This window comes from Geitlerinema sp. CS-897 (assembly GCF_028368005.1).
GTDB lineage: Bacteria > Cyanobacteriota > Cyanobacteriia > Cyanobacteriales > Geitlerinemataceae > Baaleninema > Baaleninema simplex.
In genome coordinates this window covers 20,416-34,471 of record NZ_JAQNCQ010000151.1, presented here as the reverse complement: position 1 = coordinate 34,471, position 14,056 = coordinate 20,416, and the positions used below count along the sequence as shown (strand labels likewise).

At 48.9% G+C, this 14,056-nt stretch carries 13 protein-coding genes and 1 pseudogene; 9 read left to right on the top strand and 5 right to left on the bottom strand.

What is annotated here, in order from left to right; all coding sequences use genetic code 11:
- Positions 1-130, top strand: a pseudogene (locus POG22_RS09570) (IS30 family transposase); the annotation flags it as partial.
- Positions 127-1,239, top strand: a complete 1,113-nt coding sequence (dcm, locus tag POG22_RS09565) for a DNA (cytosine-5-)-methyltransferase (RefSeq protein WP_498904949.1) — start codon at positions 127-129, stop codon at positions 1,237-1,239. The pseudogene POG22_RS09570 and the gene dcm, both read left to right, overlap by 4 nt.
- A 21-nt stretch (positions 1,240-1,260) precedes the next feature.
- On the opposite strand, the gene ligA is transcribed toward dcm, so the two are convergent.
- Positions 1,261-3,294: an NAD-dependent DNA ligase LigA gene (gene ligA, locus POG22_RS09560; protein ID WP_498904947.1), complete on the bottom strand. Its 2,034-nt coding sequence runs from the start codon at positions 3,292-3,294 to the stop codon at positions 1,261-1,263.
- A 374-nt stretch (positions 3,295-3,668) separates the two neighbouring features.
- On the opposite strand from ligA, the gene POG22_RS09555 reads away from it, so the two are divergent.
- The 3 genes from POG22_RS09555 (at position 3,669) to POG22_RS09545 (ending at position 5,430) form a co-directional block, all read left to right on the top strand.
- The gene (locus tag POG22_RS09555; RefSeq protein ID WP_498904945.1) at positions 3,669-4,085 is read left to right on the top strand and encodes a DUF423 domain-containing protein; all 417 of its coding nucleotides are present in this window, start codon (positions 3,669-3,671) and stop codon (positions 4,083-4,085) included.
- 87 nt (positions 4,086-4,172) lie between these two features.
- Complete coding sequence (locus POG22_RS09550) at positions 4,173-5,156, top strand: hypothetical protein (protein ID WP_498904944.1); 984 nt, start codon at positions 4,173-4,175, stop codon at positions 5,154-5,156.
- Between the two features lie 40 nt (positions 5,157-5,196).
- Positions 5,197-5,430, top strand: a complete 234-nt coding sequence (locus tag POG22_RS09545; protein ID WP_017658589.1) for a hypothetical protein — start codon at positions 5,197-5,199, stop codon at positions 5,428-5,430.
- Between the two features lie 102 nt (positions 5,431-5,532).
- Here the strand turns inward: POG22_RS09545 and POG22_RS09540 are convergent, their stop codons facing one another.
- Positions 5,533-5,874, bottom strand: coding sequence for a hypothetical protein (locus POG22_RS09540; protein ID WP_026097330.1), 342 nt, complete (start codon positions 5,872-5,874; stop codon positions 5,533-5,535).
- 442 nt (positions 5,875-6,316) lie between these two features.
- Between POG22_RS09540 and POG22_RS09535 the strand changes: the two genes are divergently transcribed.
- Both POG22_RS09535 and POG22_RS09530 read left to right on the top strand, forming a co-directional pair.
- Complete coding sequence (locus POG22_RS09535) at positions 6,317-6,856, top strand: HNH endonuclease (RefSeq protein ID WP_498904942.1); 540 nt, start codon at positions 6,317-6,319, stop codon at positions 6,854-6,856.
- Between the two features lie 71 nt (positions 6,857-6,927).
- A complete protein-coding gene (locus POG22_RS09530) occupies positions 6,928-7,317 on the top strand; it encodes an alr0857 family protein (protein WP_017658586.1) in 390 nt (129 codons plus the stop codon).
- 581 nt (positions 7,318-7,898) lie between these two features.
- Here POG22_RS09530 and surE read toward each other — a convergent pair.
- The 3 genes from surE to hpsU all read right to left on the bottom strand — a co-directional run bounded on the left by surE (position 7,899) and on the right by hpsU (position 10,909).
- Positions 7,899-8,585: a 5'/3'-nucleotidase SurE gene (gene surE / locus POG22_RS09525; protein ID WP_017658585.1), complete on the bottom strand. Its 687-nt coding sequence runs from the start codon at positions 8,583-8,585 to the stop codon at positions 7,899-7,901.
- 747 nt (positions 8,586-9,332) lie between these two features.
- Positions 9,333-10,205 carry an MBL fold metallo-hydrolase gene (locus POG22_RS09520; RefSeq protein WP_498904940.1) on the bottom strand — a complete coding sequence of 291 codons (873 nt, stop codon included), beginning with the start codon at positions 10,203-10,205 and terminating at the stop codon, positions 9,333-9,335.
- A gap of 59 nt (positions 10,206-10,264) precedes the next feature.
- Positions 10,265-10,909, bottom strand: a complete 645-nt coding sequence (hpsU, locus tag POG22_RS09515) for a hormogonium polysaccharide biosynthesis acetyltransferase HpsU (protein ID WP_498904938.1) — start codon at positions 10,907-10,909, stop codon at positions 10,265-10,267.
- Between the two features lie 598 nt (positions 10,910-11,507).
- On the opposite strand from hpsU, the gene POG22_RS09510 reads away from it, so the two are divergent.
- Both POG22_RS09510 and POG22_RS09505 read left to right on the top strand, forming a co-directional pair.
- Complete coding sequence (locus POG22_RS09510; RefSeq protein ID WP_498904936.1) at positions 11,508-12,728, top strand: ABC exporter membrane fusion protein; 1,221 nt, start codon at positions 11,508-11,510, stop codon at positions 12,726-12,728.
- 223 nt (positions 12,729-12,951) lie between these two features.
- Positions 12,952-14,055 (top strand): ATP-binding cassette domain-containing protein, encoded by a 1,104-nt coding sequence (locus tag POG22_RS09505; RefSeq protein WP_498904934.1) that lies wholly within the window; start codon positions 12,952-12,954, stop codon positions 14,053-14,055.
- The last annotated feature ends 1 nt before the right edge of the window (position 14,056 follow it).

Sequence of the window (14,056 nt, the reverse complement as noted above, 5' to 3'; positions counted from 1 at the left end):
CTTGTCACCGGATGCGGTAAAAAAAGCAGTAGATTTACTCAACGATCGTCCTCGAAAATCTCTTGACTATCGAACCCCTTCTGAGGTATTTTATAGTCAGGGATCGGAGACCGTTGCATTTCAAACTTGAATTGGCGATTTAATTTTTTATTGGCTGGATTCCCCTGTCAACCCTTTTCCTATGCTGGAAAACAAAAAGGATTTGGTGATACTCGCGGTACACTATTCTTTGAAGTTGAAAGATTCCTAGAACAATATCAGCCGACTGGCTTTTTGTTGGAAAATGTTCGAGGTTTAATCAGTCACGACAAAGGAAAAACCCTAAAAACAATTATTCATGCCTTAGAAAAGCTCGGTTATGGAGTAAGTTACTTGCTATTAAATAGCAGTAATTTTGATGTTCCGCAAAACCGAGTTAGAATTTATATTCTGGGACTTAAAGGAAAAAAACCACAACTCAGCTTGCATTCTGATAAAGGAGCTGTTGATTCTCACTCTTTTAAAAAAGGAGCAATTCAAGGAAATCTCTTTAACAATGTTTTTCAGATAAAGACAGTAAAAGATATTTTAGAAACGGATGTTAGCTACGAGTATTTCTGCTCGGAAGAATTTACAAAAATGCTCGAACGAGCCGTTAATGGTGACTTTCAAAATCTACATGGAGTTAGACTCATTGACTTTAGAGGAGGAAATTCAATTCATTCTTGGGATTTAGGTATTAAGGGGGAGTGTAGCGAAGCTGAACGACGATTTATGAATTTGCTGGTTTCCAATCGAAGAAAAAAAATTTTTGGAACTCATCAAGATGGAAAAAATTTAACTTTAGAGCAAATAAAAACGTTTTATTTGTCTTCAGACATAGAAGAAGTTATTAATAAACTTTTATCTAAAGGATATCTCAAAGAAGAAAATAGCAAATATAGCCCTGTTTGTGGAAATATGTCATTTGAGGTTTTCAAGTTTTTAGATCCTGAAAGTATCTCTATTACTTTGACAAGTGCTGATGCTCATAGGCTAGGAGTTGTCACAAATAATAAACCGAGAAGAATAACACCTAGAGAGTGTGCGAGATTGCAAGGTTTTTCCGATTGGTATCAACTTCATCCCGATAAATCTGCGGCTTACAAACAACTCGGAAATTCTGTGACTGTTCCTGTAGTCAAAGCAGTTATTCTCGATTATTTCAAGAACAATTTGAGTTATTTCTTAAAACCAGAAAAAGTATTGTTATCCTCTTGACTTCTTGCCGACGATCTGTTGTTAAGAGGATTTCAGCAGTTTCAACAACGCTTCCTCCGACAACAGCGGAATTCCCAATTTTTCGGCTTTCGCCAACTTCGACCCCGGCGACTCGCCAACCACCACATAATTCGTTTTAGAACTCACCGAACCCGTCACTTTCCCCCCCGCTTTCTCGATGAGCGATTTCGCCTCGTTGCGAGAAAGGGTGGGAAGCGTTCCCGTGAGAACGAAGGTTTGACCCTGTAGATGTGCGTTGCTTTCGGTTTCGGGTTGGCTGGCGGTTCCTTGCAGTTGCAATCCGGCTTCCCGCAGGCGATCGACTAACTCCCGATTCGCCGGAATCCCAAACCAATCTACGATCGCACTGGCAATAATTTCCCCAATTCCCTCCACAGCGGCGATATCCTCCACCGTCGCCGTCGCCAACTCGTCCACGCTGGGGAAACGCTGCGCCAGGGTTTGCGCGTTGACACTCCCCACGTGACGGATTCCCAAACCGTACAGTACGCGAAACCAGGGTTGCTGTTTGGAGGATGCGATCGCCCCCACCAACTTCTCCGCCGACTTTTTCCCCATCCGTTCCAATACCACCAGAGTCTCGGGTTGCAACTGGTACAAATCCGCCACCGACTGCACGAAACGGCGATCGACCATCTGCGAAATCAGCTTTTCCCCCAACCCGTCGATATCCAACGCACCGCGACTCGCCCAATGTTTCAGCGACCCCCGCAAAATCGCCGGACAGGAGGCGTTGACACATCGCGTTACCGCCTCGTCTTCGGGCTTGACCACGGGTTGACCGCACTCGGGGCAGGAATTTGGCATTTCCACCGCTGGGGCGTTTTCAGGGCGCAATTCGGGGAGGACGCGCACCACTTCGGGGATGATTTCTCCGGCTTTGCGAACCACGACGGTATCGCCGATGTGTAAATCCAGTTCTGCAATGCGATCGCCGTTGTGCAACGTCGCGCGAGACACGGTGGTTCCCGCCAGTTGCACGGGGTTCAGGTTCGCCACTGGGGTTAACGCACCCGTTCGCCCCACTTGTACTGTCACCGATTCGACGGTGGTGGGAACTTCTTCGGCGGGATATTTCAGTGCGATCGCCCATCGCGGCGCTTTTTGCGTAAATCCGAGGCGCTGTTGCAGTGCGATCGCATTCAGCTTCACCACCACGCCGTCTGTCATATAAGGAAGTTCGCGGCGTTGGCGGTCCCAGCGATCGTAATATTGCGCCACGTCTTCCACGGAACGACAAATCGTCTGATTGGGATTGACGAGAAAGCCGAATTCTTGCAGTTTTTGCAAAGCTTCTTCGTGGGTGTGAAAGGGGCGATCGCCATCTTCTCCGGGGATATATAAAGTGTAGGCAAAAAATTGAAGTTGGCGTCGATCGACGATGCGCGAATCGAGTTGTCGCAGGGTTCCGGCGGCGGCGTTTCTCGGGTTGGCAAAAGGCGCTTCGCCGTTGGCTTCTCGGTCTTGGTTGATGCGATCGAACGTCTCCAGCGGCAAAAACGCTTCTCCCCGAACTTCTACGCGACTGGGGGGATTTTCAACTTGCAGTTTTAAAGGGATCGATCGAATGGTTTTGACGTTTTGCGTAATCTCTTCTCCGGTTTCCCCATCGCCTCGCGTCGCGCCTCGGACTAAAATGCCGTTTTCGTAAGTCAACGCCAACGCAGAACCGTCGATTTTCAGTTCGCAAACATACTCGGAGTCGATGGGATTTTCCAGTTGGTTTTTCCAGCGTTTTTCCCAATTGGCAAATTCTTCGATGTTGAAGGCGTTATCGAGGCTGTAGAGGGGAATGTTATGTTTGACGGATTGAAATTTATCGGCGGGTCGGTCTCCAACTCGTTGCGTGGGGCTATCTGGCGTGACGAGTTCGGGATGTTCGGCTTCGAGAGTTTGCAGTTCTCGATAGAGGCGATCGTACACCTCGTCTTCCATGATGGGGTTATCTTCGACGTAGTACGCATAGGCGGCTTTTTGCAGTTGTTCGCGCAACTGTTCGGCTCGTTTTTGAATTTTTTGCTTGGGTGAATTCATGGTGTTAATTAATAATCAATAATGGATGGTAGGTTGGGTGTAGGAACGGAACCCAATAATTACAAGTATCGCTTTCGAGATTCAAATCATGTCTTGATTTTAAATTTTAATATACAAATATGCCTTTCGTCAATTTTTGAAATATTTTAAAAATTAAAAAATATTACAACTTGAATCTTGCCTTAAAATACAATAATTACAAGCATTGTTTTTATAACTTAATTCATGTTTGAATACAAAAATATGAATTTTATTGATTCTTAAAATATTGAATTTTATTTCAAAATAATTGTATTGTTGGGTTTCTCTTCGCTTCACCCAACCTACATAAAATCATATAATTTAAGCGACTTGAAATCAATTTAATCAATCCCATGACCGACGCAAAATCTAAAATGTTTCTGACGCCGACGACCCGATCGCTCCTCGCCTTCGGCGCAATATTCAGCGGACTCGCCGTCGCGTTGGGGGCGTTTGCATCTCACGGATTGCGGGGACAGTTGAGCGATCGCGCCTTGGAAACCTTTACCACCGGAGTACGCTATCAGATGTACCACGGCTTGGCCTTGCTGGCGGTGGGATTGCTGGCGCAACACCTGGCGTCTCGATGGTTGCAAGGGGCGGGGATCGCTTTTGTCGTGGGAATTTTGATGTTTTCGGGGAGTTTGTACGGATTGAGTTTGCAGGGAATTCCCCTCCTCGGAATCGTGACGCCCCTCGGTGGCGCGGCGTTCCTCATCGGTTGGACTTGTCTGGCGATCGCGGCGATCGTCGCCCAGCCCAAACCGTGAAGTTTTGTTGGTTATGATGGCAGAGGATGACGGTCGATCGCACCACGGCTCGATCGCGTCGCTCGTGACAACTCGTCAGCACATAAAATGACCGTTACAGTAAAAACCGAACGTACCTCGAAATTTCTCGAACCTGGTTTGTTCGTCAGTTGGTTCGCCGCCGGATTCGCAGGGTTGGCGTTAATCGTGTCTTGGTTTCTAGGAAACACCGTCATCAAAGAAACCGTAAGGGTTCCCCCCGAAGATTCCGTCGAACTGACGACGTTAGACATGAAACCGAGAGCGATCGGGGCGACGCGCATTAACGCCGTGGCGCAAATTCCCACCAATCGCTGGGTGACATACGAACTGCAACTTCTCGACGCAGAAGGAAATCCCATCGCCTCCGCCCTCAAACAAGCCTGGAAAGAATCGGGAACTTGGTACGAAGACGGCGAATCGGGAACTTGGCAAGACTCCGATTTACAGGCGGGTTTGGACGTTCAGGCGCAAAAAGACAACGAACCCGTCACCCTCGCCATCGCGGTCTTAGAATACACCGACACCTCGGGAAATCCCATCGAGCAACCGGTTCCCATTCGCGTGAACGTGCAACAGGGGGTTGTAGACGGACGGTATTTGTGGCCGGGTGCGATCGCCACCGCGATTTTAGCGTTTTTGACTGGGAAAGCCACCCGAGAAAGCGGACGCTTGGTCTTAAACAAAAACATCCGCGATAGCGATGTGGGCGATCGCGCGGTGATGGGCGGAAAGAACAATCTCCTCAAACTCGAAATCGACATCGCCTCCGACGAACATACTCCCCAAACCTTGCGAGTTCAACTGTGGATTCGCGACGGAAACGGCGAGGAAATCTACGCCAAAATTTACGCCGTTCACCCTCGCCGCGTGACGGAAGATGTTTATAAATCTGAAGTGGTGGCGTATTTCCAATTTCCCGAAAAAGCCTCTTACGGATTTTACGTGGAAGTGACGCCAGACGGGCCTATCGATCTCACTTCTCTAAAAGTATTCGATCGCGTGCGAACCGGCGGTTCGATAGACGTCGTTCGCATCGAACCGGAAGTTTAAACCCAAACTTGAAATCTTTACCTTTTGAGACCCAACCCCCATGATTTTAGTTCGCCTGTTAGCCCTCTCGAGTTTACTCATCGCCACCTCCGCAGCCTGGGCGGGATACAGTCAGCGATCGGCGTTGCAACTACGACAAGAACAACAAGCGGCCTACTGGCCTCGTCGCGGAACGACCCTATCTGGCGGCTACTCCCGAGGGGTTTGGATTATGACCCCCAGTCGCAGCGACTACGGTGGCTTTCGTGGCGGCGGGCCGGGAAGTGGGAAGTAGTCGATCGTCGATCGCGGAATGTGAGTTTGAGGGAAACTCGACTTGAAAACCCCGGTATCGGACAAATACCGGGGTTCGTCGATTCTGAATGGGGAAGAGAAACTAGCCGTCCAAACTTTCGGAACTAATGGGAACCAAATCTCCTTGTCGCGTGAGTCCCAAGAACATGGGTTCGTGAGGTGGGATAGACTTGCCAGTTAGGACACAACGCTCCTCCTTCTCTGCTGTGGCGGGAATGCTGGCTCGAATGTCAGCTCTTGAAAACTGCGGTTTGTAGTCACCGGACTTATACTGAACGTAATTCCAGAGGATGTCGCGAACCAGTGCCTGATACCCTTGAGACCCTGAAAGCTTCTTGAGTCTGTCCTTGAGTTCTCGCTCCAGACGGATGCTAGTCACTTCCATCTCCGTGGTCGAGGTACGAGGTCGAGTGGGGGTACGCATCGAAAATTTCCTCCAATAGGTGGACAATGCTTGTACTATTAGTGTAGTATGCAAAAAGTTAGAATCAAATACTAGCATTTCCCAAAAAAACCGTGAAACCGCTTTCGCCCACACCATTCGATCGCCTCCCCGTTTCTCCTGTCGTTGCCAGTACCTGTTTTGGTATAGACGCAACGACCAGAAGCGAAATGGCGATCGAGAGAGAGCGAAACCGGTATTTCTCCGTCAGCGCAATTTTGCCAAACGGCGGGGAACTACATCACAACGAATCAAATTGCCACTCAGATCGAAAATCGCCCGATCGCAACGATCTGTTTTTAAAATTTATAGGAAGCGGGGGGTATCGAGATGCAATCGTCCCCACCTAACTTGTTGTAAACCATTGTGTGACCCCCGCTTCTCCTGACCCGCGAAGTGGGGGTTTTGCTTAAGGAGACAAACCGTGACTGGTATAACAGGAATACCCGGTGTAACAGATGTATTGAGGCAATCGGTAGTTGTCTTTTCCCAAAACTACCTTCCCATCAGCCGCATTAACGTGCGACGCGCCATCGTCCTGTTGCTGGCGGGGAAAGCCGAACCCCTCGATCTGACGGAAAATGCCAGTATTTGGCAAGTTCGATCGCCTTCGATGGTTCTCGAAGTTCCCGAACACATTCGCATGAAGTTCACTGGAACCGAGCGCATCTGGAAAGTTCCCCGCGTCAACCGCCGGGAAGTCCTGCGACGAGACAATCATACCTGTCAGTACTGTGGCAGTCATCGAAACCTGACGTTAGATCACGTCCTTCCCAAATCAAAAGGTGGACCTCACAGTTGGGATAACGTCGTCACCGCCTGTAGCAGTTGCAACTCCCGCAAGGGCGATCGCACCCCCGCACAAGCCGGACTGAAATTGCGATCGAAACCCAAAGCGCCGATGCACCCCACTGTTGCTTTCGCCGAACAGTTCTGGCGAGAACAGAAACTCGACAGCTTGTAACAGCGTCGAAGGTGCAGTCGTCCGCTATCTGTCCCCTTTATTTTCGTCGTTCCCTACGGGGAAAGCCAGCCATGCTGAAGTTGACCTATACCGAAACCAACTTGCACCTGGAATACTTGGCGAGTTCCCCCGAGGAACTTGTCTCCCGTCGCGTCAAACTTGCCATGCGGACGGGGACGCCTCTGTGTGTCGAACCGAGTCAAGCCTCGTTTTTGCTGCCCGTGGGTTTACCCGGATTGCAACAACTGGCGGAAACGGCGCGGCGCGAAGGGGTCGATTCCCTAGAACTCTATCCGGCTGACGAGGATTTCGTCGAAGTCAGTTTGCGCGGGACTTGGGTGGCGACAGATGCGGACACCGCTGAAGGACTCTTCGTGACGTCGCTGACGCCGTTCTGTGAAACTGCGATCGCTAAACTCTGGAAAGCGGCGGCGATCGATGCCTCCTACGTGCGCGATTGACTGCGATCGATTCTTGAATAAAAAAACAATCTGAGTGTCTTACCAGAACCCCGGCATTTCCAAGATGCTGGGGTTCTAAACATGAATGCTCCATCACTTGCTGGCGCGAAGTGATGGTGTCTGATTACAAGGTGTTAACCCTCGCGACAGGTGGCATTCTCACCGAACCACGGGAACTTTAGCCCGTCAGTTCCCCCAAGTCGTTTCCGCTATGGGGCTGGGATTTGAGCAACTTTTACCTAGCAATAGTCCGGACATTTTTCTAGGCAAGCGCTGAAACCCGCATTCTCTCGTTAGATGAACGGTCTTAAGAGATGGCTGAAACCCGCATTCTCTCGTTGTCAGTCAAAAACTGTCCGGAGTGTTGACCTAGAGTCTGACGTAGATGAACCGACTACAGAGGATTGACAGGGTGTTCTACCTTTCGTTGAGAGGTCGTGTCTCCAGGTGTTTCGGAATCTGGTCCGCCCTTTACCGTACCCCTCAAGATGAGGTTATTCTACCACTTGCCGCTCCTTAATCCCCACCTGTTCCGAGGTGGGGGAATGCGTCGCTATTCTTGTTCAACCGTGGCACTTCCCCTAAACCTGAATTTGCGTCACTGCAATCTTGCCCGAAAAACAGACATCCACATCGGTTTCCGGCATTCGTTTGCGTCCTTGATAGTTCCCCTCATAGACGAACGCTTCGCCGTCAATGCGAAATTGAACGGGTAACGGACAGCGACTCGGTTGGCAAAACACGATTTCCGGGTCGTCTTCCGCATCGCAGTGGGGTAAATTGACGTTCCAAAACGCTCCGGATTCCAACGGTTGCGCCATCAGTTCCGTTAACACCTTCGTTCCCAACCGCATCGTCGTCTCCCAGTCGAGGGGTTTGAGACGGTTGCGATATTGCGAAATGGCGATCGCCGGAATTCCGTGAAACGCCGCTTCTCGCACAGCGGCCACTGTTCCCGAAATATACTCGTCAACGCCCATATTTCCCCCTGCATTAATACCGGAGAGAACCCAGCTAGGGTTGGGACAAAGGTGAGACAACGCGAGGCGGGTACAATCAGCAGGAGTGCCTCCAACCGCGAACTCCGTAGCGTTTCGCCGTTCCACGTGAATCGGTTGGTGGGTGGTGACTTGATGTCCGCAACCCGAGAGTTGTCCTTTTGGGGCGACGAATACGGGGGTTTCCGCCGTTACCTGTTTGAGAGCGTCGAGAAGGGCGAGGATTCCGGGGGCGTCGATACCGTCATCGTTGGTGAGTACGATGGCCATGGAGTGTCTAGAACCGTGAAAAATGAAGCGTTGCCCTAACGTTACCACGGAGCGGGTGGCGCTGTCGTTGAGAATTGGCGTTTGTGGGGTTTTCGCGAGGTCTTTTTGGCACAGATTCCCAGTACCTCCAAGATGCCGGGGATCTCACACAGCCACCTGATTTCGAGTGAGGTTAGTTGTTATCTAAGAGGCAATCGAACGCGGTTAGAGATTCAAGGAAAATTGCTTGTTGTAGCAGTTGTTTGAAAGTGGCGACATCGGTAATTCGCTCGATCGATTCGATCGGCTCCGAAGGAACGCAATTCTCGTCCCAAGACGCTTCCAGGGTGAGTTCATCTAATTGTGTAATCAATTTTCTAAAAAAAATAAAATGTCCATAAGGCTGGATTGAATAAATTTGGTTAAGATCGAGATATATCCAAATCGAGAGTGTTTTGGATGCAAGATTATGGCTAAAGGTTTTGCTACCACGCTTGAAGCGAAAAACCAAAAGACCGGGACTCGACTTCAATATATCCCCTCTATCTCTTAAGTACAAAACAATGAAAGGCACCTCGAAAAATTGATTTTGGCTCAAAAGCTAATGGCTAAACCCCTTGAACTCTCGTTTCAAATTTTCGATAGTAGAGCCTATTTCTCAATAAGTTTGAATTAATCGAAGTCCCCTGAAGAAATTAAAAACCCTCGCTTGTTCTCAAAGCCTTTTGTCAAGCTTGATTGAGATCCTTTACCCTCTACCCTGCTCCTTTACTGCTCTTTCATCCATTCCACACATTCGTGCAGTTGTCGCGCCATCGTCTCGCGATCGAGATGTGCGCGGCGACCGTGACCGGGAAGTACCCACTCAAACGAGTAATTCGTCAGTTTTTCCATCGAGTCGATTTGCTTGTCCCAGGAATACCAACAATGACGGGGGAACGCATAAAGACGCTCGAGATGCGGCGACCAGGCGAGATGATCCCCCGCAAACAGAAATCGATCGCGATACAACAACACGGTATGGCCGCGAGTGTGACCGGGAACCGGAACAATTAACAAGTCCGGCGCAAACTGAATCGGGTCGAAACCGGACAACTGAATTTCTACGTCGCGCAACTCGTCAGTGATATCGTCTCCGTGGAGGATTCGATCGCACCCGAAGCGATCGCGGAATTTTTGGTGGTCGGCGACATCGTCTTGGTGCGTCAAATACAGATAGCGCACGCCGCCGAGTTCCTCGAGACGTTTCACCAATGGCGCGGCGAATCGCGGCGAATCGATGAGAACGTTACCTTCGGGTCGTTCGATAAAGTAACTGGTTGCACCGAACGAGGATTTCGAGTGATAGCCGCAATGGTAGACGTTTTCGGCGACGGGAAGCGGAAACTTTTGCTGCACTTCGGCGATATCCGACGGCGTTTCTACCGTTCCAATCGAAGCCGTCGGACAGGACAACAGTGCAGTTAACGCGGCGTTGCGTTCGGTGTCGTTGGTGGGTTGGTGGTACACGGCAGACCGATCGCGATCGCGATGAAACACCTTCGGCGCCATCCACCGACAAGTATCGCAGTCGATACAGGTCGAATCGACATAAAAGTCACCTTCGACGTTTTCGGCACGCCGTTTTTTTTGCGTAGCCATACATTGCTCTTTCGTACTTCTTCTTCTATTGTGGCAATTTTTTCGATTGTGACTGTTTTTTATGATTGTGGTGCGTTCGCAGAGAGTGGAGGAGTGGCGCGATCGTCCATGACTCGGGGAGATTTGGGACGACAGGGACTCCCAACGCAAAAGTATCCAGCCGGGAGATCTCCAAAAACGCTACTTCTGGCACCGACAACGGTATTCGACCCGATAGCTACCCCAGCCGCGACGAAGCAATCCGCCGCAATCCAAACGCCGTTTCCCAGTTGAATCGGTTGGGTAATCAGTCCGAAGGCGCGATCGCGACTGTCATGACTTCCGGTGCAGAGATAGGTTTCCTGAGAGACGACGCAATGGCGGCCGACGGTGATGCGATCGAGGCTGTAAAACACCACGTCGTCCCCAATCCAGCTATAATCGCCGATTTCGACTTTCCAAGGATAGGTAAATCGCGCCGTGGGACGAATTAAGACATCTCGTCCGATTTTCGCACCGAAGCGACGCAACAGCCAACTCCGAAATCCGCTGGCGAAGTGGGGACTCAGGGGAAAGGCGATCGCCTGAACGAACCACCACAGCAGAACGTACCACCCCGGACGACCGCGATCGAACCACGACTGATCGTATTTGCGTAAGTCGATCCAAGCTTCGGTTTGCAGATCTGGCGTTTCAAGTCCGGTTGGGGTCGCGTCTTGGGTCATGGTCTCGATCGCAGGCTGTATCGTTCTTTTCAATCTTAGTTCACGCCAGTTCTCCCTCGAGGGAAGGCGATCGCTTCGTCTGTTTGAAAGGTTTTTAATTGCTATATTGCGATTGAGTTGTAGCAAAAACTCGTGAAGTTGGTATTTCGTCGATTGGATGGCGGTTTGGCGATCTCAACGGTTATGCAAACGAGGATTGCATGGCGAGAGATGCGACTGATGCAGCGTCAAACCTCCGATCGCAAGTCTCTATGTTTGCAAAAACTTAACAAAAAAAATATATATATCGAGAAAAATCGGATATAAAATGATAATATTGCTAGTTTTTTGAGATTTTTGAATTCATCAGCACCAAAACTTCCATTTCGCTAAATTGTTGAGATTCTAATCCTAAAACACGAAAACAGTATAGAATTTCACAAAACTCTTGTGTTCTTTTAAATTTAAATAGCATCAAAATAGCGAGATTGAGTATCTCAGGAAATTCTATAGATTTCTTAAAAATTGACAAGAAATCAAAATTCTATCTCGATCGCTACCGATCGAACAAAATCTCGAAACTCCCAGCAAGCTTCAAACGTGAAATGCAATTAGTGTGATGCTTATTTTCAAAACAGGAAGTATGAAACTCGGACGCATTTCAGTGTTCGTACTCGGCATATTCTGCGGCTCTCTCGCCGTAGGTGCGTACTGGTTGTTGCAGCACTCTTCACGTTCGATCGAAACACCGATTGTAGAAAGCACGTCACTTAACATCACTCGAGAAGCCCCCGATTTTGTCTCTGCGTTAGGTCGAATTCAACCCAAAGACGAAGCGATCGTCATTTCTGGATCGTCTTCGACTGAAAACGCTCGCGTATCCGAGCTTTTAGTCCGAGAAGGCGATCGCGTTCGCCAAGGAGAAATTATCGCCATTTTAGATAATTTCGATCGCTTGCAAGCTACGTTACTCGAAGCGGAAACAGACGTAGCACTCGCACGTGCAGAACTCGATCGCGCGGAAGCCGGAGACGCCAAACAAGGTCAAATTGCCGCTCAAGAAGCTCGGATTGAAGACTTAAGAGTACAATTTGAGGGACAAGTGGCAACTCAAGAAGCAACCATCGCGCGTTTGGAAGCCGAATTAGACAATGCTAAAAACGAGTACGAACGGATGTTACCGTTAGCAGGAGAAGGTGCAATTTCCACGTCAACCATCGAAAATCGGCGTCTCGACGTAGTCACGTTACAAGAAGATATTCGCGGTGCAAAAGCGCGTTTAGAAGAAATTCTCGAGTCCTATCCCAATCAAATTTTAGAAGCACGATCGACGTTAGCGAATTTGCGAGAAGTCCGTCCAGTTGATGTGAACGTAGCACGCGCTAAACTCGAACAAGCACTCGCCACCGTCGCCAAAGCTGAAGCCGAACTCGAACTGGCTTACGTGCGATCGCCGCTTGACGGTCGAGTTTTGAAAGTTCATACGTTTCCGGGGGAAACCATCGACACCGAAGGTATTCTCGAACTGGCTCAAACTCAAACCATGTACGCGATCGCTGAAGTTTACGAAACAGATATTACTCGAATTCGAGTCGGTCAAACTGCCATTGTCAGCAATTCCATGTTCGATGAAGAACTGCGAGGAACGGTCGAACAAATTGGGGCGCAAATTGGCAAAAAAGATGTTTTAAGTAGCGACCCTAGCCTCGATGTCGATGCTCGAGTTGTAGAAGTGAAGATTCGCTTAACTCCTGAAGACAGTCAAACGGTTTCTAATTTAATTAACTTGCAAGTCGAGATAAAAATTGAAGTCGATTCTCAAACCGAAAATTTATCGTAGTGGTTTCCTCGATCGAATCTCCGAAATTTTTGAGATTCCGTGGATCTGGCGAAGCCTATGCCGGGTCTCCTGAGATTACGGTGTAATTTGTTATGAATAATACGAAATCGAACCGGGGCGCATTGCCATGACGCCCCTACAGCAAGGGTTTTGACCGGGTATAAAATCCGCTTATCACCTCAAACTCCGAAGACTCCTATGCCATTTTTTCTAAAAAACTCGTATGAATTCAGATAAAATTGTAGCGATCGAACATCTCGACCATTACTATCAAGAAGGCACGACACAAAAACAAGTTCTGTACGGCATTACCCTCGATATCTACCCTGGAGAAATTTTAATTTTGACGGGAGCGTCGGGATCGGGAAAAACCACGTTACTGTCTTTGATTGGCTGTTTGCGATCGGTACAAAGTGGTAGTGTAAAAATCTTCGGACATCAGTTATATCGAGCCAGCGAACAGAAGCGGATGCGACTTCGCCGAGAGATCGGTTATATTTTCCAGCATTTCAATCTCTGGGATTTTATGACGGTTCGGCAGAACATTCAAATTTCTCTAGAATTACAACATAATTTTTCCAGAAAAAAAGCTCGGATTCAAAGTGAAGCCATCTTGCGAGAAGTGGGATTGAGCCGTCATATGGAGGTACACCCCAGCGAACTGTCTGGGGGACAAAAACAACGGGTTGCGATCGCCAGAGCCTTGGTTCACCGTCCCAAACTCGTCTTAGCGGACGAACCCACCGCCGCTCTCGACAGCCAAACCGGTCGAGAAGCGATGGAAATTGTCCGACATCTGGCGAAACAAGAAGGAAGTGCGGTTTTAATTGTCACTCACGACCCGCGAATTTTGGACGTAGCCGATCGCATTGTCCGTATTGAAGACGGACGCCTCGGAACTGCTTACGGCGAGGAACTTTCCCTCGTTCTTCCGACACTGAGCGATCGCGAACTGACCCAAATTGCTTCGACGCTGAAAGTTCAAACCTATGCCAAGGGAGAAACGATCGTCCAGCAAGGCGATATTGCCGATCGATTTTTTATTTTAATTGAAGGGACGGTGGAAGTCGTTCAACAACAAGAAAATTCCAAGGAAGTTTTTCTGACAACCTTAAGCCGAAACGACTACTTTGGCGAAATTGGCATTGTCAATCAAAGTCAACGCACTGCAACGGTGCGAGTTATTTCTGAAAGCGGTGCTAAGGCGATCGTTATGGAACGCGATACGTTTATGAGTATGATGTCTGAATCTGATTTAACCAACGTCATTATCAAACATCAAGTTCGCGAACGGTTATATCGTAAAATTGTCGATATACAGACTTAAC

Coding starts and splice junctions, on each gene's coding strand:
- ligA (WP_498904947.1), bottom strand. CDS start 3,294: ATGAATTCACCCAAGCAAAAAATTCAAAAACGAGCCGAACAGTTGCGC.
- POG22_RS09555 (WP_498904945.1), top strand. CDS start 3,669: ATGACCGACGCAAAATCTAAAATGTTTCTGACGCCGACGACCCGATCG.
- POG22_RS09550 (WP_498904944.1), top strand. CDS start 4,173: ATGACCGTTACAGTAAAAACCGAACGTACCTCGAAATTTCTCGAACCT.
- POG22_RS09545 (WP_017658589.1), top strand. CDS start 5,197: ATGATTTTAGTTCGCCTGTTAGCCCTCTCGAGTTTACTCATCGCCACC.
- POG22_RS09540 (WP_026097330.1), bottom strand. CDS start 5,874: ATGCGTACCCCCACTCGACCTCGTACCTCGACCACGGAGATGGAAGTG.
- POG22_RS09530 (WP_017658586.1), top strand. CDS start 6,928: ATGCTGAAGTTGACCTATACCGAAACCAACTTGCACCTGGAATACTTG.
- surE (WP_017658585.1), bottom strand. CDS start 8,585: ATGGCCATCGTACTCACCAACGATGACGGTATCGACGCCCCCGGAATC.
- POG22_RS09520 (WP_498904940.1), bottom strand. CDS start 10,205: ATGGCTACGCAAAAAAAACGGCGTGCCGAAAACGTCGAAGGTGACTTT.
- hpsU (WP_498904938.1), bottom strand. CDS start 10,909: ATGACCCAAGACGCGACCCCAACCGGACTTGAAACGCCAGATCTGCAA.
- POG22_RS09510 (WP_498904936.1), top strand. CDS start 11,508: ATGCTTATTTTCAAAACAGGAAGTATGAAACTCGGACGCATTTCAGTG.
- POG22_RS09505 (WP_498904934.1), top strand. CDS start 12,952: ATGAATTCAGATAAAATTGTAGCGATCGAACATCTCGACCATTACTAT.